Genomic DNA, 22,721 nt, shown 5'->3' on the forward strand with positions numbered 1-22,721 from the left:
GGTTGAGTCAGCCGAGCGTGGGAACGGCGTTGGTGAGTCCGAAGGGCGCGCCTCCGGTGCCCCAGCCGCCGCGGAGGAAGAGGTCGTAGTGGCTGAAGCCCACGATAACGGGGATGGGCGCGGTCGCGGAGATCGAGAAGAAGTTGAGTCCGGGTCGGCCGAGCACGGCGAAGGGATCGAAGTGGGCCGGACGGTTCGCGTTGGCCTGGAAGGCGGAGCCGAGCACCTCGTGGAGTCGGACCTCGGTGAAGGCGCGTGCGCCGACGGGAACGACGAGGGTGTCATCGGTGCCGTCGAGGAAGAGCAGGCGGACGGAGATGTTCGTGGAGACGGGCGTCGGATTGTAGAGGGTGAGGGTCTCGAAGTAGGACTCGCCGGCGAGGACGGTGTTGATGAAGGCGTCGCCGAAGAACCACCCGGTCGCGGCGAGGTTTGCGCCTCGGACGTCGTGGCCTTCACCGAATCGGCGTTCGGAGCCGAACGCGCTGACGGGGACGTTCGAGGTGAAGCGGACGCCGACCGGCTGGCCGGCCGCGAAACCGAGGTCGCCGCCTGCGAGGACGAGGGTGCCGCGCGCGGGGATCTCGACGGTCTTGACGACGTCCGGCAGAGCGACGCGGATGTAGCGCCCGCGGACGGTGACGGAGGCAGGGACGGGGTTGGAGTTGTACAGGACGAGTTCGGCGGTTGAGCCGTTGCCGTTGGTGAGTCCCGGGACGGCGCCGATCGTGGTTCCGCCGGTGGAGTCGCCGAGGGAGCCGAAACCGGCCATGCCGGGCGAGTCGTAGTGGCTGATGGCGGCGACGATGCCCCTGAAGGCGGCGGCGTTGGCCGGATCGGCGGCGGCGGCGGTAACACGCGCGCCGAAGACGCCGGTCGGGAGCGTGTTGATCTCGCTGATGTTCCACCCGCCGCGACGCAGCCCGCCGACGGTGGACGTGAACGAGATCTCGTTGCCGTTGGTGTCGTGCGCCGTGAAGGTGACGTTTACGTCGAAGTCGAACGGGTTGTAGAAGACGATGAAATCGAAGATGGAGCCGGGCACGCGCTCGACACGCGCGAAGGTCCAGATCGTGGAGATGCGTCCGGTGAAGGCATCGCCGATGGCGCTGTTGAAGTCGTAGCGGGCCATGGTCGCGGCGAGCGGCCCGCCGATGGACTCGACGATGACGGAGTACGGTTCGGTGCGCGCGCCGACGGGCGAGCCGTTGGCCGCGTCGCTGATCGTCACGCCGCCGCGGCTCCCGGCGGCGATGGTCTCGTTCTGGACGATGACCTGATCGCGGTCTCCGGTTTCGTAGCGGAGGGTGATGGTGTAGGTGACGGGGAATGGATTCGGGTTGTTGAGCGAGACGAACTCGCGGATCGTCGAGCCGGTGAAGCCCTCGGGGTAGTACAGCTTGAAGACGGCGGGCGGCGTGTCGAGTCGCAGGGTGTACGAGCCGACGCCGTTGCCGAGGCCGGTCACGATGATCCAGAACTGCTGGCCCGCACCGGCAACGTCGTAGGCAAGATTCGCGGACGCACCGGGGATGCCGGTCGCGTCGAAGGCGTGGACGGCCTCGAAGTTCGGTGCGTTGAGGATGGTGACGCTGGCGTCGAGCAGGGAACCGGTGGGGGTGACGACCTGGACGTAGACGCGGCCGACGCCGAGCGTGGTGAAGGTGAAGAGGTCGCGTTCGCCGGGTCGGGAGATGACGCCGCTGATGGAGCCGTCGCCGTCCTCCGTGCTGAGGGTAATGACGGTGGGGTTGTCGAAGTCCACGTCTCCGTCGCCGCCGCCGGAGCCGTCGCCGGGCGGGCCGTCGACGTGGAGGCGGTACTCGCCGGTGCGGTTGTTGAGGTTGGCCTCGACGAGGACGTAGTAGCGCTGGTTGATGAAGGTGTTGGTGAGGACGATCGCGACGGCTTCGCCGGGTCCGGTGCCGATGACGGGGTTTACGGACACGTCATCCGTCACGAGGTTGAAGTCGGCGTCGAAGATCGACAGCTTCGCCGTCATGGCGATCTGGGTGGTGTCGAGCGGGGTGAGGGTGACCGTGACGACGCCGTTCGCGATCGTCAGGAAGGTGAAGAGGTCGGAATCGCCGAGCGGGAAGATCGTGGGGTTCGACGGGTGGCCCATCGTCGTCGTGCCGACCACGCCGTCGCCGGTCGCGGCGTCGAGCGGGATGGGGGTGGCGAGGAACCACTCACCCGCGTTCGGGTGGTCGTCGATCGGGGGGACGAGCATGTTGACGGTGTACGCGCCGGTGCGTTGCGAGCCGGACGCGATGGTGGAAGCCTCGATGAGGATGAAGTAGGTCTGTCCGCGGACCACCTGGCCCTGGATGGCGGCGGGGATGACGCCGTCCACGGGCGCGACCACGTCGTTCCCGCTCGAGTCGAGCAGCGAGACCTTCGGCAGGAAGTTGCTGCCGGTGGGACGGCTGATGGTGATGCGAGCGAGGCCGCCGGCCGGCGCGGTGAAGCGGAAGAGGTCGGTATCGCCGATGACCTCGATGATGCCGCTGGACGCGCCTTCGCCCGTGCTGGAATCGACGGCGATGGGCGTGGCGAGCGAGAACTGTCCCTCGTCGGCGTGATCGTCGGTGGGGGGGAAGCCTATGTCGAGCCGGTAGTTGCCGAAGTCGGTGTTGGCGTTGGAGCCGCGAACGACGAGGTAGTACCAGGGGTACTCAAGCCCGGTGGCGTCGCTGATCCGGTCGCCGTTGACCGCGAAGACGACGCGGGCGTTGGTGTCCGTGCCGCTGAGATCGTCGTTGCTGCCGATGCGGAGCAGGATCGTGTGTCCCGCGGGATCGACGGAGGTCTCGTAGACGTCGAGCCTGGGGTTGAAGCCCTGCGTCAGGCTGGTGACAGTGGCGGTGAACTGGGCGAAGTCCTTCGAGCGAACCTTGAAGACGTCCGAGTCGCCCGAGCCTTCGATGCGCCCGGTGGCGGAGCCTGAGCCGAGGAAGTCGAAGACCTCGATCTCGGTCGCGTTCTGGACGTCGCGCCACATCGCATGGTCGTCAACGTATCGCAGTCCCGAGAGCGTGAGGTCGTAGACGCCGGACGTGCCCCCGCCCGCGCCGATCTCGATGAAGAAGCGTTCGCCCTTGGCGACGGGGAAGGTCAGCGTGAGTCGCCCGTCGCTCGCGGCGGTGCCGAACGCGAACGGGTTGAACGCCCCGCCCTCAAGGCGATAGACGACGACATCCGGGATGAGCGCGGAGCCTTGGGCGCGGTTGACCTGGAGAGTCGCGGTGCCGTTGATCGGGGCGATGAAGTTCAGGAGGTCGGGCGTGGTCGCGCTGGCCGTGCTGGAGTTGGTCGCCACGCCCTGGTCGTCGATGGCGAGCGTGGGCGAGTTCTGGAGTGCGTTGTTGGTCGATGGGACCGTGTGAACGAGCAGGTTGTACGCGCCGGTGAGGTGCTGCCACTGGACGGGGAGGGTCGGGTCGTCGAGCCAGGCGGCGTAGTTGTCGCGCTGACCGCTCTCGACCTGGATGTAGTACACCTCGCCCTGGGTGACGGGGAAGACGATCCTCGCATCGCGGTCGTGGAAGGTGAAGGTGCCGAGCGAGCCGATGAAGGCTGCCTCGGTGACGCCGACCATGGCCGGGTTGCCGGCGTTGAAGGCGATCTCTTCGAGGTCGCGGTTGAAGATGCGCAGTGCGGAGTGGAAGTTGCTGTTGTAGGTCTTGCTCTTGCTGACCGTGCGGACGGTCGGCAGTTCGGCCTTCTCCTGGTCGGGCCGCTCGTCCCAGTCCACCTCGATCTCATCGAAAGTGCGCGTGATGGCGGTGCTGTTGATGCGGACCTCGGCGAAGCCGTTGCGGGGGGCGGTGATGAAGTACAGGTCGGAGTCGTTCGGGTGCATGATGACGCCGCCCGAGGACTCCTGAATGATGCCGATGCCGTTCTCGACGATCGTCGGGTCCTGGTAGTAGCCGGGGAAGCCTTCCGGGATGACCGCGCCGTTGATCGAGTAGGCGCGTTCGTAGTGCGCGGAGCGGTCGAACCATCCGCTCGGCCCGCCGACGGGGGCGGTGCCGTCCCCTGTCGCGGGGTTGAGAGCGATTTCCGCAGCAGCCGTCCACTGCCCGGCGTTGGTGTACTCCTTGATGCGCGAGAACGGGGCGCCGTTGAAGTCGCCCTCGCCGATCGTCCACTGCTGCGGGTCAACGATGTTGGCCGGATCGGTAGGGTCGAAGGAGGCATCGACGATGACCTCAACGGAATAGCGGCCGGTGCCGGTGCCGGAAACCTCCAGGTAGTAGGTTTCGCCCGCCCAGGCCTCGATGCCGATGACAGGGCCGTTGAACGTCCAGTTGGGGTCGAACCACGGATCGACGGGGACGGCACGCCTGGGGTAGCGAGCGGGATCGATCATGCCCGCAGGCTCGCCGCCCATGGAGGGATTGAAGATGAAGTCGTTGAACGGACCGCCCGTCGGGTAGACGACGTCGCCGTTGGAATCGAAGACGCGGATCTGCGTGTTCAGGAAGTTGAAGGGCGGATGCAGCGGATCGACGATGTCGTCCGGGTACATCATCACCTGGATTTCAATGCGTGTGGAGGGGCGGTAGCCCTCCCACCAGATGCGGTCGTCCGTGCCGCCCTCGTCCTGCGGCCGGGTGTCGGTGCGGCCGGCGAAGTCGCCCAGCATGTCCACGGGCGGGACGAAGGCGAAGAGGTCGGTGTCCGGCTCGCTGTGGAGGCGCCCCGTGGCGTGGCCCGTGAAGACCTGCGCGTGGTCGGCGACCGGCGCGTAGGTCCAGCCGGGGATCATGGTGTTGAAGTCGGTCGGGCTGGTGGCCGCGCGCGGCGTCGTGTCGCCGATCCAGTTCCACACGATGGGCGTCGCGTTCGGGAAGTCGCCTGCGTTCGCGTGGTCGTCGACGTTGCCATTGTTCAGCGTGTGCGGCGACTCGATCTGGATCGCGTAGGTCGCGCCGCCGGAGACAAAGTTGTCGATGGTGACGAAGTAGGTCTGGCCGCCGATCAGGTCCACGTCGAGTTGGGGGCTGTCGCCGAAGAAGTCGGTGCTGATGGCGATGAGGTTCCCATTCGGACCGTAGAGGCGCATCGTCGGGTCCACGACGAAGGCCATGCCGACGCCGGTGGCGGAGATGATGGTTCGGCCGGTGCCGAGCGCGACGAAGGCGTGCGACTCGATCCCGCCGCCGTTGACGCCTGTGAAGCCGACGAAGCCGTATCGCCGGACAGGGTCGAGCGAGAGGCTGGCAGCGGAGGCGTCCGTGACCAGGGAGAAGTCGCCCGACCACGGCCGACCGGGCGCGAACTCGTCGCTGCGGACGCGCACAAAGTACGTGGAACTCGGGCTGCCCTTGAACGAGGTGTAGGCGTTGGTCAGGAAGGCGGTCTGGCTGTCGCCGGCGATGAACTGGCCGGTCGCGCTGTAGACGTCAAGCCGGGTGTCGAGCTGGGCCGCGTTCGCGGTGGCGACGGCGGTGACGAGGCTGTTGAAAGCCTCCGCGCTCCCCGTCTCCAGCCGGTAGATGCGGTCCTGCAGCTGGCGGTTCAGGTTGCCGTTGGTCGTGACCGGGTTCTCGGATGGTGAGGGGGTGATGAGCGTGCTCTGGGTGCTCACGCGCAGGGTGTAGTCGCCCGTCGCGTTCACGCCGGTCTGCTGGTCGCTCAGAACCCGGATGTAGTACGTGGCGATGTTGGTCTGCGGGTCGAAGTGGCCGGTGGTCGGGACGAAGCCGACCCAGGCCTCGGTCGGGGTGCCGGCGGAGAGCGTGCCGCTGTTGGACGAGGAGAAGATGAGGGCCTGGTTGCGGTCGAAGATCTCAAGGCGCGTGTCCACGCGGGCGTTGAAGTCCGCCTGGCTCTGGCCCGCGCCCTTCAGGGCGTCGGCGAGGATGGTGATGAAATCGGAGGTGGTGACCTCGATGCGGTAGAGGTCGTCGTCGCCCTCGAAGTCGATGGCCTCATCGAAGGTTCCGTTGCCGCTGCCGTCGAGCGAAACGAACTGCGCGTTGTCGAAGTCCGGCCATCCGGGCACGCCGTCGAGGAGCACCCTGTTCTCGAGGTGTTCGAGCGGCGCGGCGTGCGCACGATCGCCGAACGGACGCCCCGCGCGTGCGCGGACGCGGCGTGCGGGAGCGGTGTTCGCGTGTGCGCTGGCGTGTGCGAAGTGGCTACGACGCTCCCATCGGCTCATTCGAGTGCTCCCGTCTGTCGCCGTTGTGTCGGCGTGGTTCGGCGTCCCTGTGGGCCATCCGTCGTTGGCCGCCCGTTGTGCGCCCCGCGTCCGGGGCCTGCATCATGCGTGGGCGGGGTGTCGGGCCGGCGCGGGTGGCGGGGTTGGTCGTGGGCTGGCCCCGCTGGCCGGGGCCTGTCGGCCGGCTGCCGCCTCAGCGTATCACAAACCGCATCGGCGCGTCCAGCGGGTTGCGCCGGGTTCCGCCGAGGAGTTTGTTCGGCCCCCGCCTCGCGCGGGAGCGACGGGCACCCCCGGTGCCCCACGATCGGACTGTTCGGCCTGCGGGCATCGAAGGTTCCCCGGGTTCCTGCCTCAGTTCGCCACTGCCCGTCGGGCAGCCCCCTCCGCGAGGATCGCCACCGCATCAAAGACCGGCAGCGGCGACTGCTCCGCGGTCACCAGCAAGGGGGCCTCGGAACAGCCCAGGATCACCCCCTCGCAACCCCTCGCGCCGAGGGTTGCGATGATGTCCATGACCTTTCGCTGCGATTCGGGCACCTGCCGGCCATAGATCAACTCGTTGAAGATGATCGCGTTGATGGCTTCCGCGTCCCGCTCATCGGGCGTGAGGACATGGATGCCCCTGAGACCCAGCACGGTCTGGTAGGTGGAGCCTGCCATGACCAGCCGGGTGCCGATGAGGCCCACGGTTCGGAGCCGGGCCGAGACCACCGATTCCGCCACGAGGTCGGTGATGGTCAGCCAGGGGATCGGGGAACCGACCTCGGCCAACTGGATGGCGTGCTGAACGGCGTTGTCCGGTGTGAGGCAGAACTCGGCGCCGCACCCGGCCAGTTTCTCGGCGGACCGACGCAGCAGGCCGCCGATCCGCATCCAGTCGCCGACCTGAAGGGCGTCGATGTAGGCGCCGAGCGGCTCGTTGTGGATCGAGATGCGTGGGTGGTCGCGTGGCGCGAGTTGATCGGGCGGAATAGCGGCGAGCCGACGGGAGAGGCTGCGGTAGAAGAGGGCCGCACCCTCGGGGCTGACCGCGGCGATGCCGATGTGACGTGGCACTGGCGGCGTGTCCCTTCCGAGCCGGCCCCGGCTCGCTGCCAACCATCCTCGACGGGCGGCGAGCGGATGTCAACGGGAGCGACTGCGCCGGGTCTAAAGTCGGTCGTGGATCCCTTTGAAACCCTCGGATTGCCGGCCCGGTTCGATCTTGACGAGGGCGCCATCCGCCGGGCGTACTTGGCGAGGGTCGCTGCTGTCCACCCGGACGCTGCGGGCGGTGAAGGCGATCAGGCGTCGGTTCTGAACGAGGCGAGGACGGTCCTGAGCGACCCCGAGCGACGGGCGAACGCGCTGCTCGTCCGGCTGGGAGGGCCGTCGAAGGAAGCGGACCGCTCGCTGCCCGGAGGGTTCCTTGCCCACATGATGGAGGTGCGAGAGACGATCGAATCCGACCTTGCCACGGGTGGCGACGAGGCTCGTCAGCGGTGGGAGGCGTGGGCGACGCAGCAGCGTTCGGAGTACGCACGCCGCGTGGGCGAGATGTTCGCCGAGCTGGCCGATCCGGCCCCGATCGATGCACGGCGCGCGATCCGAACGGAACTGAACGCCTGGCGGTACGTCGAGCGGCTGATCGAGCAACTCGACCCGCAGTATGATGCGACGCGCGAGGCCTGAGCGGCGACAACGCCCCGCTCCGGCCCGGAGATACAGCCGGGGTGTTCTTCTGCTCCGGCGGCCGACATGCTCCTTGCCGACCTGCCGCTGATCCTGATGCTTCCGGCGCTCGTGGTCGCGTCCGCGCTCTGCTCGGGGAGCGAGACCGCGGTCTTCGGGATGTCGCACGCGGAGCGGGTCAGGCTCCGCCAGCGCAGCCCCGGCTCGGCGGCCGCGCTGGCGTGGCTGCTGGAGAAGCCGCGCCGGCCGCTCATCACCATCCTGCTGCTGAACATGGTGGCGAACGGCGGCTACTTCGTGGTCTCGTCGGTGCTCGCGCTGCGGAGCGAGTCGGTGGGCGTGCGGGTCGCCGTGAGCGCGGCGTCGCTGATAGCGATCGTGCTGATCGGAGAGATTCTCGCGAAACTCGTGGCGGCGGCGCACCGCGCGACGTGGTGCGTCGTCGCGGCACGCCCGCTCGTGCTCGTGGTGCGGGCGCTGGGGCCGGTTGTCGGTTTCATCGACGGGTGGCTGGTCGCGCCGCTGTCGCGGCTGGCGCTGCCCGGCAAGCGCAGAGCGGAACGGGGGCGGCTGTCCGCCGAGGAGCTCGAGGCGCTGATCGATCACAGCGCACGCCGAGGGGTGATCGACCCGGGGGAGCAGCAACTGCTCGCGGACGTGCTTGGACTCGGTGAACGCCGCGTGCGCGAGGTGATGGTGCCGCGGCAGGACGTGCGCTGGGTGGACGCCGACGCCGCGCCGGACGAGGTGCGCGCCGCCGTCGAAGAGACCGGGCACACGACGCTCCCTGTCGCGCGCGGCTCGCTCGACGACGGCGTGATCGGCATGCTCGACGTCAAGCGGTACCTGCTCACCTGCGAGCGAGCCGGGTCCGCGACGGTCGCTTCGCACCTGCGCCCCGCGCTCTTCGTGCCCGAGAACGCGAGACTCGACCGGCTGCTCGAACGCTTCCGCGAGGCCGAGAGCAGCGTGGCCGTGTGCGTGGACGAGTACGGCGGCGTGTCGGGTCTCGTCTCCATCGAGGATGTCGTCGAGGAACTCGTGAGCCATCAGCCCGACGCGGAAGGCGAGCCGGAGAGCGAGGTGCGCTCGCTCGGCAGCGGGCGGTGGCTGGTGCCCGGCCGGCTGGGCGTGCGTGAATGGGCGGAGCTGCTCGGCGTGGAGACGGCGCTGCTCGGCGCACACCCCAGGGTGGCGACGGTCGCGGGCCTGCTGATCGCGCGCCTGGGGCGCATCCCGGCCGTGGGGGACGAGGTCTCCATCGGCAACGTGCGGCTGCGCGCCGAATCGGCGCGCGACCGCGTGGTGGACACGGTGCTCGTCACGCTCGAAGGGAGCGCGGCGTGACGACGCAGGAGTCGCTCTTCTGGGCCGCGCTCGCCGCGACGGGTGTCGTCGGGTCCGCGCTCTGCTCCGGGCTGGAGATGGGGCTGTACTCGCTGAGCCGGGTGCGGCTGGACCTGCGGGCCGGCGCGTCGCCCCCGGACCGGTCCGCGAGGATGCTCCACCGGGAACTGGAGCGGCCCGATCGGATGCTGACGACGCTCCTGCTGGGCAACAACGCCTTCAACTACCTCGGCATCCTGGGCGTGACGGCGCTGCTGGGGGGAGCGGGCTACTCGGAGGCCGCGATCATCGCGTTCAGCGTGCTCGTGGTGACGCCCGCGCTGCTCGTCGTGGCGGAGAGCACGCCGAAGGAGGTGTTCCGCGTCGGCGCGGATCGGCTGACGCCCGCGTTCGCCGCGCCGCTGGCGGCGATGCGCTGGGCGTTCACGGTCTCGGGGGCGCTCCCCGCGCTGCTGGCGATCGGGCGATGGGCGGCGCGGCTGCTCGGCGCCCCGACCGGCGATACGACCGGCGACGCGCGGCAGCGCGTGGCCGTGCTGCTCATGGAGGGGGCGGGGCACGGCGTGCTCAGCGAGTCGCAGTCGTCGCTGCTGGACCGGGCGCTCGCGCTCCGCAACGCGCGTGTCGGCGACGAGATGGTGGCGTGGTCCGCCGTGAGAACGGTCGGCGCGGACTGGCCGCGCGGGCGGGTCGTCGCTGCGCTGTCGCAGGTTCGGCACACCCGGCTTCCCGTGGTGGACGGTCGCGGGCGTGTCGTCGGCGTGCTCCGGCAGATGGACGTCCTGCTCAGGCCGCGGGCGTCGGTGCGAGAACTGGCGACGCCGGCCTTCCGGCTCGACCCCGGCGCGTCGGTGCAGGACGCCCTGGGCGCGATGAGGCGCGAAGGGGCCACGCTCGCGATCGTCGAGCGTGGGGGGCGACCTCTGGGGATCGTGACGGTCAAGGATCTTGTCGAGCCGCTCATCGGGGACATCCGCGAGTGGTAGGGAGGGGCGCAGGCATGAAACGCAGACCCTGGCAGACCGCGATGATCGTCGTGTCGGCGGCGGTGGTCGTGCTCTCCGCCCTGCACGTCCTGCGGGGCGGGACCGCGCCGATGCCCGCCCCGTTCGCGGGCGGGGCGACCGTCGATGACGCGATCGCGGCGTCGCGCGAGAGCGGCAGGCCCGCGCTGGTCTTCGCGACCGCCGACTGGTGCGGTCCGTGCCGGTCGTTCAAGCGGGGCGCGCTGGCCGACGCACGGGTCGGGGCGTGGATCGAGGCGCACGCGCACCCCGCGCTGGCCGACCTTACCGGCTCGAACGACGCCGGGGCGAGAGAGCTCGCGGAGCGGCTGCGCATCAAGGGCGTGCCCGCGCTGGTGATGCTGCGGGACGGGCGCGAAGTGGCGAGGCTCGAGGGCGTCGTCGGCGCGGACGAACTGCTCCGGTGGCTGGAGCGGGCCGCTACGACAGGGGGTTGATGAACAGGCCGGTCGCCAGTTTCGGGTAGAAGAAGGTCGATTTCTGGGGCATGAGCTCGTTGGCGCGGCTGACGTCGCGCACCGCGTCCAGCGGCGTCGGGCGGACGATCACGGCCAGCTGCGCGAAGCCGGCGCCGCCGCCGGCGCCGGTCTCGACGCCCCGCCCGATCTCCATCGCTTCCGCGACCGAGTGCGGGAACGCCCACTTCACCGGCTTGCCGCCGTTGAGCATCGGCTCGCAGATCTGCTCGACGATCAGGTGCTGCACGATCGCGACGTCGAGCGTCCGCCATGCCCGGGGCTTGTCGGGGAACTGTTCCTCGAGCGGATCGGCGACGGCGGGCACGGCGACGGAGCACAGCCCCGTGGCGAAGTCGATCAGCCCGAAGACGTTCTCGTGCCCCTCGGAGGCGACCTTGCGCATCTCGGCCTCGATCTTCGCCGGGTCGTTCTCCACCGCGCGCACGTCGAGCAGACCCGCCGCCTCTTCGATGAACCGCTCGACCGAGTAGTCGCGCATCCCCCCCAGCACGCGGTGCGTCGGCCCGATCACCAGCCCCGGGTCGGACATCCCCACGAGCACGATCATCACGCGGCGGGCGGGGTGGTCCGCGGGGACCTCGCCGCGCTCCTCGAGGGAGCGGAGGTAGTTGAGGGCCGTGTTGTACCGGTGGTGCCCGTCGGCGATGAAGACGTCCTCGCCCGCGAGCGCATCGGCGTAGGCGCGGATGGCGGCGTCGTCCTCGACCGTCCAGACCTCGTGCAGCACGCCGTCGCCCGTGCGGGCGGTCATGTCCGGCGCGCGGGCGGAGGCGACCGACGCGAGCAGGCGCGTGGCCGCGCCGTCGTCGTCCGCGTGCAGGCCGAAGATCGGCGAGAGTTGGGCCGCCGTCGCCTTCATCAGCGCGAGGCGGTCTTCCTTCGGGCCGGAGAAGGTCTGCTCGTGGGGGAGGATGCCGCCGCCTTCGCGCGGGCCGAAGGGGAGGGCCTCGACCGTGCACGCCATGCCGCTGCGCTTGTGGGTCCTGCCGTCGAACGCGAAGGTCTGCCGGTAGACGAACATGGCCGGGCGCTCGCGCCGGGCCAGCGTGCCGTCGGCGAGCCACGAGCGGTAGAGGTCCGCCGCCGCGGCGTACGCCGAGGGGGGGCCGAGCTCCTTGGCGGGCGTGTGGGGCAGATCGACCGCGACGACGTTGCGGGCGTCGCGGGCGAGCAGGGCGCGCTTCGACTCGGCGTCGAGGACGTCGTAGGGCGGCGAGACGAGGGCGCTCACGTCGCCCCGGCCGTGGGCGTACTGCACCGCACGGAATGGATGCACGTTCGGCATGGTGGTCGGCCCCCGCGACTCCCACGACCCCCACAAGCCGTGTGGGCTGTCGCGTGGCCGAGTATAGGCGGGGATCGCTCCGGACTATGCTTGCCCGATGCCGCGTGCGCTGGTCATCCGGACGGCGGGAACGAACTGCGACGCGGAGATGTGCCGCGCCTTCGCGCTCGCCGGGGCGGAGCCGGGCCTCGTCCACCTGGACCGTCTCATCGCCGACCCGGCGGGCCTCGACGCCTACGACCTGGTCGGCCTGCCCGGCGGGTTCAGTTACGGCGACGACGTGGCGTCGGGGCGCATCTTCGCGGTGAAGGTCCGCGAGCGGCTCTACCCCGCGCTGCGGGCGGCCGTCGAGCGGGGCGCGCCGATCATCGGCGTGTGCAACGGCTTTCAGGCGCTCGTGCAGTGCGGGCTGCTTCCCGGGCCGGCGAAGGGCGAGGCCTGGCCGACAAGCCGCGCGCCCAGGCAGCGGCTTTCGCTGCGCGACAACGCTTCGGCCCGGTTCATCGACAGGTGGGTGCGCATCCGCCCCGAGCCGGACTCGGTCTGCGTGTGGACGAGGTCGCTGGGGGCGGTGAAGTCCGGCTCGGACGACGTGCTCATGCTGCCGATCGCGCACGGCGAGGGCCGCCTCGTCGCCGACTCGCCGGAGACCATCGCCGAACTCGAGCGCAACGGGCAGGTCGCGCTGCGCTACGCCGCGGATGTGAACGGCTCCGAGGAACGGATCGCCGGCGTGTGCGACGCGAGCGGCCTGGTCTTCGGCCTCATGCCGCACCCGGAGCGCTACCTCGACTGGACGCGCCACCCGTACTGGACGCGGCTGTCCGCCGACGTGCGGCGCGGCGTGACGCCCGGGCTGTCGATCTTCCGCGATGCGGTGGAAGCCGCTTCACGCGTCTCGGTCTGAGGGGGGAGTGAGGGGGGAGAACGCGGAGGCGCGGGGGTGGAACGCGAAGGCTCGAAGAGGGTGAAGGGGATTGAACGCGGAGGACGCGGAGGGGGACGCGGAGTGCGCGGAGGAGATGGGGGGCGTGGACGCGAAGGGCGCGAAGAGGGGAGTCGGGGGGGGAGGAAGGATCAAGGGATCGAGCGGGGTGGGGAGGATTGCTCGCCCCTCGAACGCTTTGCGGCCATGCTCCCCCAATAGCGCTTCAGCGTGTCCGGATCATATGATGTGCCGCATTCCGGACAGGAACCCGAATCGGGTAGCCCCGTGAGATCGTAGCAGCAGCGTGAGCAGAGTCTGCCCTTGGCGGCCCTGACATCTCTTACGAGAGAAAGTTGCGCGAGTGCGGACATGAGTTGGCCCGCCAGAATCGCCGCACAGACAATCCACGGATGTACGGGCAGATCAAAGGCATAGCCGCCGAGCAAGACAACCATGCCCACGACAAACCCGGCCAACAGCCACACAATAACCCACCGTCGGCGAGCCATGACGTGCTTCTCTACGGCTCAACGATCACCACGCCGCACGCTTCGAGGTCGAGAGCGAGTTGCTGCTTTGCTGCGTCAAGCGCAATACTATGCTGTGTCCCGCATGCTTCATACATAAGCGCCGATGTAGCGACACACAGACCTACACAGACGACCGACGCGATCCAACTCACGCCAGGAATGACGGTTGCCACAACACCGCATCCAGTCATGCAAATGACGAACACGGCCCACGCGTTGTCGTAGCAAGCCTCGGCGCTCTGGTTCGCGGCATTCACCGCGATATTGTACCGTCTGTAGGCACGCTCAACACAGGCGACGTCGACGCCAGGGACATTCCCTCCCTGCCTGAAAATGGTACTCACGTCCGAACCGTGAATCCACATGGCCTCGGCACTAGTGGCCAGCGCCAACGGAGTCGATGACAAGGTTGTTGCATCGATGATCCTCACGCCGCCGGCGATGCGTCCGGCCTGCGCGAAGACCTCGAAATCCGCTTCACTGAGAACCGCGTTAACGAGGAGCAGAAAGACGTCCTCTTCAACGAGAATCACTCCCCTCGTCCGAATGACTACTCCAGCGATCGGAACCTGTCCCTCATCACCTGAGAGGCGACCGATGACCGGATGGCACGTGACTCCCTGCGCGGCGAGTTCCGGCGTCACGCTTTCGACGTCAACCTGGACTACCCAGACGGCCTCGAACTCGATCTCCCTCTCTTCGTGGTTGATGCCCGTGTAGTAGCCTGGTCCCTGCACGGCCGTGTCGATGACGTATGCCGCGCTCGGTTCCGCAGCGTCGGCGAAGATGGCCTGATGAACTTGGCACTGGAGATCGACCCACGGCTGAATCTCAGGTGGCACTGAGACGCCGCCGTTACAGACAGGATGCTCATCGTCCCACACTGCTCCGTGGGCCATCAGGGGAAGCTGAAGTGACAGAATCAGACCGACCGCGATGCCCATCCCGAACGCGTTCGATGCGACGCGGCGAGCGATGCTGATCATCTTCGATCCTCCCTTTCGATGCGGTCCGTGGTCCGGCTTTCCCCGCTTGGCCGGTTCCTGCTTCAACGGTCGGGCTCACGCGACCCTCGGCGCCGCGGAGTATACCGGCTCCGAAGGATCGTGCAACCCCCTTCCCGGCCAAGCCTCACACAAGAGTCGGCGTGGCGAAGGGAGGAGATCGGGGCGGAACCTGACCGGTCAGAGGGCTGATGTTCGGGCCCACGTTCGGGGGGAGAGTTCGGTGGCGCCGGACGCGGGGGTGAGAGCGGCTACGGGGGCGGCGGGGGGTTCGTCGCGGACCTTGCGACGGCTGTCGCGGCCCTTCGGGCGGTGGGCGCGGCTTCCGCGGCGTCCGTCGCGGCCCCTGCGCCGTCTGTCGCGGCTCGCGCGGCGGCCGTCGCGGCTCCTGTGACGATCGTCGCGACTCTCGCGACAGCCGTCGCGGCTCCCGCGTCAACGGGCGTACAGGGACCGGACGGCGCGGCGCATGGCGTTGTAATACGGAACGCGGGAAGTCCTTGCGCGGCGGTAGGAGTGGAAGCGGCAGAGCCGCCACGGAGTGGCGGTGTACCCGAGGCGCAAGGACTTCCCGCGTTCCGTATAAGGTCTTGTCCGGCAGCAGGTTGGAGCGGAAGAGAGGGGGCCAGCAAGGCCCCGCCCCGCGAGGAGGAAGCGGCCCTCTCCCCTTCGCGCCCTTCGAGCCCTTCGCGTTCACGACCTCGGGCACGACCGTCGGGAAGGAAGGGAAGAGGAAAGGGCAAGAGGCCGACGGTCGTGGCCGACCCCTTCCCCCCCTCCGCGTCCTCCGCGTTCCCCTCCGCGCCTCCGCGTTCTTCTTCATTTCGCTCAAGCCGCGCGCTGCGCCGGCCGATGCCGCGTCATCCGCACAGAGGGCGGAAGAAAGGACACGATCATGGCAGTGCTTCCAGGCTCGCGCCTTGCGCGCATCGAGTGGTTCGAGCAGCGGCTGGCCGGCTGGGCCGCGAACGCGGCGGCGATCGGGCTGAACCCGGCGCAGGTGATCGCGCTCCAGCAGCGCGTCACCGCCGCCCGCACCGGGTACAACGGCGCGCAGCAGTCGCGCAACGGGTCCAAGGCGTCCACGGTGACCTTCCACACGTCCGAGGACGAGATGGCCGACCTCGGCCGCGACCTCATCAAGACCATCAAGGCCTTCGCCGAGACGACCAACGACCCCAACGTCTACGCGCTCGCCGAGGTGCCCCCCCCCGCGCCGCCCACGCCCGCCGGGCCGCCCGACGCCCCGACCGACCTGCGCGGCTCGATCAACAACGACGGCGCGGTCGAACTGAAGTGGGAGGGCACGCTCAGCCACCGCACGTTCTACGAGGTCTACCGACGCGCCGAGGGCGAGAGCGCGTGGTCGTTCATCGCCAGCATGGGGGCCAAGTCGTTCCTCGACGACACGCTCGCGTCCGGCTGCTCGGCGGTGCTCTACCGCGTGCGCGCCAAGCGCGGCGACCTCGTCAGCGAGTCCGCCGACCCCATCCTCATCCGACTCGGCGTCGAGCCGGTCGGCGCGACGACCAACGCCGCCGAAGAGCCGCCCTCGCAACTCGGCCTCGCGGCCTAGAGCCTCCCCCCAAACTCCTGATTCACCACAGAGGCACAGAGAGCACAGAGGCGGGAATCCAGGCCTTTCTCTCTGTGCCCTCTGTGCCTCTGTGGTGAGATTGATTCTCCGAGGTTACGGGAGAGCTTCCACGCGGAGGACGCGGAGGACGCGGTCAGGGCTGGGAACCCGCGACAGGGGACAGGCCGCGGAGGCCCCTCGATCCCTTCCCCATTCGCCCTTTCCGATATCGTGTCGCCGTGAGCGATGCGGCGGCGAGCGGAGGTGACGGCCGGGTGCGGCTGCTGTCGTACTCGGTGCCGTGCGCTTCGTGCGGGTACGACCTGGTCGGGCTGCCGGTTGAGGGCGTGTGCCCGGAGTGCTCGTTCTCGGTGCGTTCGTCGATGGTGCGGCACGGGGGTCGGCGCGCTGCGCCGGTGCGGCGGGTTGACCGGGCCGAGTGCGTCGGGTGCGGGTACGACCTGCGCGGGCTGCCCCTCGACGCGGTCTGCCCCGAGTGCGCCACGTCGATCCAACGGTCGATGCGCGGCGACCTGCTGCGCAACGCGCCTCTCGCGCACCTGAGGCGATTGTCCTCGGCAGGCTCCTACATGAGTGCGCTCGTGTGGATCGTGCTCGTCTCGTGGTGCTTCCCGCCGATTGGCGTGATCGCGGCGTGGTGCTGGGCCGTCGGTTGGTGGGGCGTCCTCCGCCCCGACCCGGAGTTGCGGGGCAACGCGCCCGGTGAACGATGGCGGATCGCTGCGTGCCTGCTGACGCCGGTCGCGCTGCTGGCCGGGCTGGTCGCCGTTGCGGCGAAGGTCGTTATGCCGAGCGGTGTGGGGGCCGGCGCACCCCGATTGCTGGTCGTGCCGTGGTCCGACCTGGCGGTCGCGGTCGCGATCGTCGCGGCCCTCGCGCAGCACCACACGAGCCTGATGTTCGTGCGGCGGTTCGCCCGGCGCGTGCCCGACCGGACGCTGCGGGCAAGGGCGGGCTGGTTGCTCTGGGTCGGGCCGATTCCCGCGGCCATCTGGCTGGGACGCGAGGCGGCGACCCGGCTGGGCGTTCCGCCGTCCGTGCGCCTGGATGGCGTCACGATGCCCGCGGCGTTCATTCTCTTCGTGGTCTGGATGTTCGGGTATCTCGGACTGACCGCGCGGCTCGGAGCGATCCTGGCCGAGGAGTACGTGTACGCGGACGGGTTGAACCAAATGGCCAAATAGCCAAATCGCCAAAGGGCCAAAGGGGGAGGAACGCGGAGCGCGCGGAGAGGAACGCGGAGGGGGCGGAGGGGAGCGGCCCCGCTTCCCTCGATCCACTCCTCCGTCAGTCCCTTCTTCGCGCCTTTCGCGCCCTTCGGGTTCACTCCTCAGTTCCTCTCCGCGCCCTCAGCGTTCCCCTCCGCGAACTCCGCGTTCTGCCTTCACTGCCACGCCGTGCCTCGTCCGCCGGTACATTCCCGGCATGAGCCCCATCGATCCGTCCATGCTGAGGCCGGTGGGGGAGGGTCGGCCTGTCGAGCCGGGGCGGTCGTGCGCCAGGTGCGGGTACGACCTGCGCGGGCTGTTCGTCGGCGGCAACTGCCCCGAGTGCGGGACGCTCATCTCGCGGGCGGGAAGCAAGGCCGCGGTGCGGGACTCGCTCACGCTCGCTCCGCTCGCGTACCTGCGGTGGCTGATGTGGGTGTGTGTCGGCCTGGCGGTGCTCGGGCCGCTGAACGGCGTGGCGTTCTTCATCGCGGGGGCGACGCGCGCCGCCTGGCCCGAGGCGCTGCTGGCGGTGGTGGGCCTCGCGTGGGCGTGGATCGTCTGGCAGGTGACGAGGCCCAAGCCGCACCGTGCCGGGCTGTCCGAGTCGCCCGAGAAGGAGATGCTGCGCGTGCGGCGGTCGGCGCGGCTGACGCAGTGCGCCTGGCCCGTCGCCGGCGCGCTCAAGGCGATCGCGGCCGGCATGGCGGGCGCGGGTGCGCCGATGCCCGCCGTGCTGCCGTTCCTGATCCTCGCGGGCGTGCTCACGGTGGTCGGGTTCATGGGGTTCGTGCCGCTCTCGCTCTGGCTGGCGGATCTCGCGGACTGGGCGATGGACACGTCGCTGGGCGACCGGCTGCGCGTGGTGGCGTGGATGATCGCGTTCGGCGGCTCGATCGCCACGATCGCGTGGAGCGGCGCGGCCGTCGCGGCGGCCGTGGGCGCGGTGGTCGGGCCGTTCGCCCTCGTCGGGTACATCGCGACCATCGCGGCGCTCGTCGGGCTGCTCCTGCTCATGGTCGCGGAGGTCCAGCTGCTCAACATGGCGCGGTGGGCGAGACGGAACGCCGTGGCCGGGATGGACCGCGACCTGCGCGTGGCGATCCGCAAGGCGCGAAGGTTCGACGGCACCGGGCCCAAGGCGACGGCCGACGCGCCGATCCCGGCCGGGGCGGGGGCGCACCTCGGCCCGTTCAGCCCCTGCCCGAACTGCGGGTACGAGCAGGAGGGCCTGCCGCCGGGCGCGCCCTGCCCGGAATGCGGCCGCGAGCCGGAGGGCGGGCCGGGGCGAGGCATCGTGATGCGGCCGCTGAAGCGGGACCCGACGCTGGACGTGCCGATCCCGCTCAGCGAGAAACCGCCGCCCCGGCCGTAGTTCGTGGGGCTTCCGGGGGTCGCGGGCGTCGTGGAGGTTGTGGGGGTTCGTGGTGGTTCGGGGGCGCGGAGCGTCGAACAATCACGCATGGACGGCCTGCCCCGCGGGGCGAAGGTGCTGGTGGCGATGTCGGGCGGCGTGGATTCCTCCGTGGCAGCGGCGATGCTGGTGCGCGCCGGGTGCGAGGTCGTGGGGTGCTTCATGCGTCTGGGCACGCCGGGCGAGCCGGCCGAGGGGATGGTCCGGTGGGACGCGAAGGCCGAGGCGTGCGCCGCCAACCGCGAGCGGCGGCAGGGCTGCTGCTCGGTGAACGACGCCGCGGACGCGAGGCTGGTGGCGGCGGAACTGGGCATCCCGTTCTACGTCTGCAACTTCGCGCGCGAGTTCGGGCGCGTCATCGACTACTTCGTCGATGAGTACGCGAACGGACGCACGCCGAACCCGTGCGTGCGCTGCAACGACTGGCTGAAGTTCGGCCGCCTGCACGAGTACGCGCGCCGGATCGGGGCGTCGTTCATCGCGTCGGGACACTACGCGCGCGTCGAGCGGGGAGCGGGCGCGGACCGCTGGGGGCACGACGGGCCTCGGCTGCTGCGGGGCGTCGATCGTGGCAAGGACCAGTCGTACGTGCTCTTCGGCTCGCCGCGCGAGAGGCTGGGCGAGATGCTGCTGCCCGTCGGCGGGATGCCGAAGCGCGAGGTGCGCGCGCTGGCGGAGCGGTTCGGCCTGCCGGTGTTCGACAAGCCGGACAGCCAGGAGATCTGCTTCGTTCCCGACGGCGATTACGCCGCGCTCGTCGAGTCGCGCCGCCCCGGCGCTGCCGCGATGGGGCGGATCGTAGACACGGACGGGAACGAAGTCGGCGAGCACGCCGGTCAGCACCGCTACACGATCGGGCAGCGGCGGGGCGTGGGCGTCGCGCTCGGGCGCCCGATCTACGTCATCGGGCGCGACGCGGAGACGAACACGGTCGTGGTCGGCTCGCGCGAGCGGCTGCTGGCGAACGGGTGCCAGGCGGGACAGGTGAACTGGCTCACGGAGCGGGAGCCGTTCGACGACTGGAGGCCCTGCCTCGCGCGGTGCCGGTACAACACTGAGCCGGTGGCGGCCCGCTGCCGTCTGTCGAGCGAGCGGCTGGAGGTCCGGTTCGACGAGCCGCTCGCGGCGGTCGCCCCCGGGCAGGCGGTCGTCGTGTACGACGCCGAAGAGCCGGATTGGGTGCTCGGTGGCGGTTGGATCGACCGGGGAGTCTTCGGGGGATAGCCACGCGAAGCGCCTGAGGGGCGTGTCGCGGTCCGGCGGGGATGTTCGGGGGTTTCCGGCCGAGGTAACCCCTTTCATTCCGCGAACCGATGGTGTAGATTGGTTGAATCTCCTGTCCGGGGAATCCCGGTGTGTCCCGCTGCGCCGGACGGGGAGGAGTTGGACCGACCATTCAAAAGGGGGCTTGTGGTGGAGAACGGCGCGGGAACGGACCTGTCGTACGACGTGGCGATCATCGGCGGCGGGCCGTCCGGCTCGACGGCGGGATCAATCCTGAAGAAGTACAACCCCGCGTTGCGCGTGGGCATCTTCGAGAAGGAGAAGTTCCCGCGCGAGCACGTCGGCGAGAGCCTGCTGCCCGCCATTTCGCCGATCCTCGACGAGATCGGCGCGTGGGACAAGATCGAGGCCGCGAACTTCCCGATCAAGGTCGGCGCGACGTACCGCTGGGGCCAGAATCACCAGTTGTGGGACTTCGAGTTCCTGCCGCTCGGGATGTTCAAGGACGAGCCGCGGCCCGCGAAGTTCGAGGGTCAGCGGAAGATCACCGCGTTCCAGGTGGAGCGGTCGAAGTACGACGACATCCTGCTCCGGCACGCGGCGGAGTTCGGGTGCGAGGTGCACGAGGAGACGATGGTCCGCGGCATCGACCGCGACGGCGACCGGGTGGCGGGGCTTCGGCTCGGGGACGGCCGGCGCGTGACGGCCCGGTACTACATCGACGGGTCGGGATACAACGGCACGCTCCGGCGCGGGATGGGCATCGGGCGCACGATCCCGACGCACCTGATGAACGTCGCCATCTGGGATTACTGGGAGAATGCGGACTGGGCGGTCGAGATCGGAGTCGGCGGGACGCGGATCCAGATTCTGAGCGTCGGCTGCGGGTGGGTCTGGTTCATCCCGATCGGGCCGACCCGGACCTCGCTCGGCTTCGTCTGCCCGGTGGAGTACTACAAGACCTGCGGCAAGACGCCCGCGGAGTTGTACGAGTGGGCCGTCAACGAGGAGCCGCGCGTGCGTGCCCTCACCAAGAACGGCCGACGCGAGAACAACGTGCGGACGACCAGCGACTGGTCCTACGTCTCGGACCGGCTCGTCGGCGAGAACTGGTTCCTGGTCGGCGAGTCCGCGGGCTTTGCCGACCCCATCCTCTCCGGCGGGGTCACGCTGGCGCACACCAGCGCCCGCGAGGCGGCGTACTCGATCATGGAGTTTGACCGGGGCGAACTCGACGCCCACTGGCTCAAGGCGAACTACGAGGACCGCCAGAAGAAGCGGGTGATGCAGTACATCCGCTTCGCGGAGTTCTGGTACGCGGCCAACGGCTGCTTCACCGATCTCGAGGACCACTGCGCGAGGCTGGCGAGCGAGTCCGGCCTGAAGTTCACCCCGCGAGAGGCGTTCCGGTGGCTGAGTTTCGGCGGCCTCGCGCACGAGGACTTCCTCTTCCCCGGTGTCGGCGGGTTCGACCTGCTGGCCGTGAAGGAAGTGACCAAAATGTTCACGAAGGAGGAGGGCGGAGGCGACGCGGCGCAGTGGGAGATCAATCGCTACAACGTCTTCAGGCTGAATCTCGCCGACGCGAAAAAGGGACACATGCCCGTCTATCACGCGGGGAGGATCACACGCACGGAGGCCTACTTCCGCGGCGGGCAGCTGCTCCCGGTCGCCGGCCTGTACGGACTGATGATCGGCATCCTGAAGGACGCCCCGGACATGACGACGATCGCCAACCGCCTCAACGAGTTCGTTCGGCGGGGCGGGCGGATCGGCGAGATCACCGGCACGCATCTCGTCGTGCAGGCCGCGGCAACGCTGGAGGCCATGCTGCTCGAAGGCTGGGTGACGGGCAAGCTCGACCCGAAGCGCCCCCGGATGTCGTACGCCCCGCGCGCGTCGGGCGCGAGCAACTTCCATCCCAACTACGACAATATTGTCGAGGAACCCTCGCCCAGGCAGAAGCCCACCCACTCCAAGCCGCGTGAAGGTGTCATCCTCGGCGCTTCGGCGGGCGCGGCGTCGACCCCGAACGGCGGACCAGCAGCAGGTGGTTGAACCCGCGCAGGAGCGGGCCGGCTCCCGTCGCCGCTCGCTTTCGACCGGTGTCCTTCAGGTCCGCGTTGCGGCGGACCACCGCGATCCAGTCCACGAGTTCGAAGCGCGGTCGGAGCAGCGACCACAACTCGGCTCCGATCGGCAGCAGGCGGCCGCTCGCCCATGAATCACTGACGTAGACGGCCGCGTGGCGACCCGGGCGCAGCACGCGGTGCATCTCGGCAAAGACCTGCCGCATGGCGTCGTAGTACGCGCGGCCCTCGTCTTGTCCGCCCGCGTCGAGTCGGCCGATGCACGCGGGGTCGTCCGAGTAGCGCAGGTGCGTCGAATACGGCGGATCGATGAACACGAAATCAACGCTCCCGCGGGCCAAGGGGAGACTGCGGGCGTCGGCACGACGAATGTCCGTTCTGCGGGGGGCGAGATCGAAGCCCATGCCGACACGACCGAGATCGGCTGCGACGTCGAGCGTGGTGCCGGAGCCGCACATGGGGTCGAGCACAGTCTCGCCGGGCGAGGTGCAGCGCTGGAGGAGTTGCCAGACGACCCAGGAGGGCGTCGCACCCTCGTACTTGGGATCGCCCTGCACACCCTGGGTCGAGCTGGTGCGCACGATCCGGCCGCCGGGCAACTCTTCGTAGTCGAGGTAGTGCTGGCTGGGAAACTCCCACAGGGAGGTTGTGAAGAGGCGCAGGACGGGCTTGCGGAAGGTTGTGCCGCGCTGGCGGGAGGGCGTCACCTTGGGTCCGTGCCGACCGGCCATGGAGCCTCCA

Annotated in this window: 16 protein-coding genes; 11 read left to right on the forward strand and 5 right to left on the reverse strand. The window is 69.5% G+C overall.

Going from position 1 to position 22,721, the window contains the following annotated elements; all coding sequences use genetic code 11:
• Positions 1 to 7 precede the first annotated feature (7 nt).
• Both FBT69_00790 and FBT69_00795 read right to left on the reverse strand, forming a co-directional pair.
• A complete protein-coding gene (locus tag FBT69_00790) occupies positions 8 to 6,175 on the reverse strand; it encodes a hypothetical protein (GenBank protein ID MDL1903336.1) in 6,168 nt (2,055 codons plus the stop codon).
• 354 nt (positions 6,176 to 6,529) lie between these two features.
• Positions 6,530 to 7,276 (reverse strand): amino acid racemase, encoded by a 747-nt coding sequence (locus FBT69_00795; GenBank protein ID MDL1903337.1) that lies wholly within the window; start codon positions 7,274 to 7,276, stop codon positions 6,530 to 6,532.
• A gap of 24 nt (positions 7,277 to 7,300) precedes the next feature.
• On the opposite strand from FBT69_00795, the gene FBT69_00800 reads away from it, so the two are divergent.
• The 4 genes from FBT69_00800 to FBT69_00815 all read left to right on the forward strand — a co-directional run bounded on the left by FBT69_00800 (position 7,301) and on the right by FBT69_00815 (position 10,658).
• Positions 7,301 to 7,849 (forward strand): hypothetical protein, encoded by a 549-nt coding sequence (locus FBT69_00800; GenBank protein ID MDL1903338.1) that lies wholly within the window; start codon positions 7,301 to 7,303, stop codon positions 7,847 to 7,849.
• 66 nt (positions 7,850 to 7,915) lie between these two features.
• A complete protein-coding gene (locus FBT69_00805; protein MDL1903339.1) occupies positions 7,916 to 9,196 on the forward strand; it encodes an HlyC/CorC family transporter in 1,281 nt (426 codons plus the stop codon).
• Positions 9,193 to 10,182, forward strand: coding sequence for a DUF21 domain-containing protein (locus FBT69_00810; protein MDL1903340.1), 990 nt, complete (start codon positions 9,193 to 9,195; stop codon positions 10,180 to 10,182). The genes FBT69_00805 and FBT69_00810 overlap by 4 nt, the downstream gene beginning before the upstream one ends.
• 14 nt (positions 10,183 to 10,196) lie before the next feature.
• Positions 10,197 to 10,658 carry a hypothetical protein gene (locus tag FBT69_00815; protein ID MDL1903341.1) on the forward strand — a complete coding sequence of 154 codons (462 nt, stop codon included), beginning with the start codon at positions 10,197 to 10,199 and terminating at the stop codon, positions 10,656 to 10,658.
• On the opposite strand, the gene FBT69_00820 is transcribed toward FBT69_00815, so the two are convergent.
• Positions 10,642 to 11,985 (reverse strand): DUF1015 domain-containing protein, encoded by a 1,344-nt coding sequence (locus FBT69_00820; protein MDL1903342.1) that lies wholly within the window; start codon positions 11,983 to 11,985, stop codon positions 10,642 to 10,644. The two genes, FBT69_00815 and FBT69_00820, sit on opposite strands and share 17 nt — an antisense overlap.
• A 97-nt stretch (positions 11,986 to 12,082) precedes the next feature.
• Between FBT69_00820 and FBT69_00825 the strand changes: the two genes are divergently transcribed.
• Positions 12,083 to 12,892: a phosphoribosylformylglycinamidine synthase subunit PurQ gene (locus FBT69_00825; protein MDL1903343.1), complete on the forward strand. Its 810-nt coding sequence runs from the start codon at positions 12,083 to 12,085 to the stop codon at positions 12,890 to 12,892.
• 36 nt (positions 12,893 to 12,928) lie between these two features.
• A complete protein-coding gene (locus tag FBT69_00830; protein MDL1903344.1) occupies positions 12,929 to 13,132 on the forward strand; it encodes a hypothetical protein in 204 nt (67 codons plus the stop codon).
• Positions 13,133 to 13,433: 301 nt separating this feature from the next.
• On the opposite strand, the gene FBT69_00835 is transcribed toward FBT69_00830, so the two are convergent.
• Positions 13,434 to 14,429, reverse strand: a complete 996-nt coding sequence (locus FBT69_00835) for a hypothetical protein (GenBank protein MDL1903345.1) — start codon at positions 14,427 to 14,429, stop codon at positions 13,434 to 13,436.
• A gap of 913 nt (positions 14,430 to 15,342) precedes the next feature.
• Between FBT69_00835 and FBT69_00840 the strand changes: the two genes are divergently transcribed.
• The 5 genes from FBT69_00840 (at position 15,343) to FBT69_00860 (ending at position 21,948) form a co-directional block, all read left to right on the forward strand.
• Positions 15,343 to 16,023, forward strand: coding sequence for a hypothetical protein (locus FBT69_00840; GenBank protein MDL1903346.1), 681 nt, complete (start codon positions 15,343 to 15,345; stop codon positions 16,021 to 16,023).
• Positions 16,024 to 16,262: 239 nt separating this feature from the next.
• Positions 16,263 to 17,228 (forward strand): hypothetical protein, encoded by a 966-nt coding sequence (locus FBT69_00845; protein MDL1903347.1) that lies wholly within the window; start codon positions 16,263 to 16,265, stop codon positions 17,226 to 17,228.
• Between the two features lie 241 nt (positions 17,229 to 17,469).
• Entirely contained in the window at positions 17,470 to 18,627 is a 1,158-nt protein-coding gene (locus tag FBT69_00850; GenBank protein ID MDL1903348.1) for a zinc ribbon domain-containing protein, read from the forward strand.
• Positions 18,628 to 18,753: 126 nt separating this feature from the next.
• Positions 18,754 to 19,890 carry a tRNA 2-thiouridine(34) synthase MnmA gene (gene mnmA, locus FBT69_00855; GenBank protein MDL1903349.1) on the forward strand — a complete coding sequence of 379 codons (1,137 nt, stop codon included), beginning with the start codon at positions 18,754 to 18,756 and terminating at the stop codon, positions 19,888 to 19,890.
• A gap of 99 nt (positions 19,891 to 19,989) precedes the next feature.
• Complete coding sequence (locus FBT69_00860) at positions 19,990 to 21,948, forward strand: NAD(P)/FAD-dependent oxidoreductase (GenBank protein MDL1903350.1); 1,959 nt, start codon at positions 19,990 to 19,992, stop codon at positions 21,946 to 21,948.
• Here FBT69_00860 and FBT69_00865 read toward each other — a convergent pair.
• On the reverse strand, positions 21,884 to 22,711 hold the full coding sequence (locus tag FBT69_00865; GenBank protein ID MDL1903351.1) for a class I SAM-dependent methyltransferase: 828 nt from the start codon (positions 22,709 to 22,711) through the stop codon (positions 21,884 to 21,886). The genes FBT69_00860 and FBT69_00865 overlap by 65 nt on opposite strands.
• Positions 22,712 to 22,721: the final 10 nt, after the last annotated feature.

The sequence above is a fragment of the Synechococcales cyanobacterium CNB genome, from assembly GCA_030263455.1.
Lineage (GTDB): Bacteria > Planctomycetota > Phycisphaerae > Phycisphaerales > UBA1924 > CAADGN01.

Bases quoted from the DNA above. Each gene is read 5' to 3' on its own strand.
- FBT69_00815 (MDL1903341.1), top strand. From the start codon at position 10,197: ATGAAACGCAGACCCTGGCAGACCGCGATGATCGTCGTGTCGGCGGCG.
- mnmA (MDL1903349.1), top strand. From the start codon at position 18,754: ATGTCGGGCGGCGTGGATTCCTCCGTGGCAGCGGCGATGCTGGTGCGC.
- FBT69_00840 (MDL1903346.1), top strand. From the start codon at position 15,343: ATGGCAGTGCTTCCAGGCTCGCGCCTTGCGCGCATCGAGTGGTTCGAG.
- FBT69_00820 (MDL1903342.1), bottom strand. From the start codon at position 11,985: ATGCCGAACGTGCATCCATTCCGTGCGGTGCAGTACGCCCACGGCCGG.
- FBT69_00825 (MDL1903343.1), top strand. From the start codon at position 12,083: ATGCCGCGTGCGCTGGTCATCCGGACGGCGGGAACGAACTGCGACGCG.
- FBT69_00865 (MDL1903351.1), bottom strand. From the start codon at position 22,711: ATGGCCGGTCGGCACGGACCCAAGGTGACGCCCTCCCGCCAGCGCGGC.
- FBT69_00805 (MDL1903339.1), top strand. From the start codon at position 7,916: ATGCTCCTTGCCGACCTGCCGCTGATCCTGATGCTTCCGGCGCTCGTG.
- FBT69_00790 (MDL1903336.1), bottom strand. From the start codon at position 6,175: ATGAGCCGATGGGAGCGTCGTAGCCACTTCGCACACGCCAGCGCACAC.
- FBT69_00850 (MDL1903348.1), top strand. From the start codon at position 17,470: ATGAGCCCCATCGATCCGTCCATGCTGAGGCCGGTGGGGGAGGGTCGG.
- FBT69_00800 (MDL1903338.1), top strand. From the start codon at position 7,301: ATGTCAACGGGAGCGACTGCGCCGGGTCTAAAGTCGGTCGTGGATCCC.
- FBT69_00835 (MDL1903345.1), bottom strand. From the start codon at position 14,429: ATGATCAGCATCGCTCGCCGCGTCGCATCGAACGCGTTCGGGATGGGC.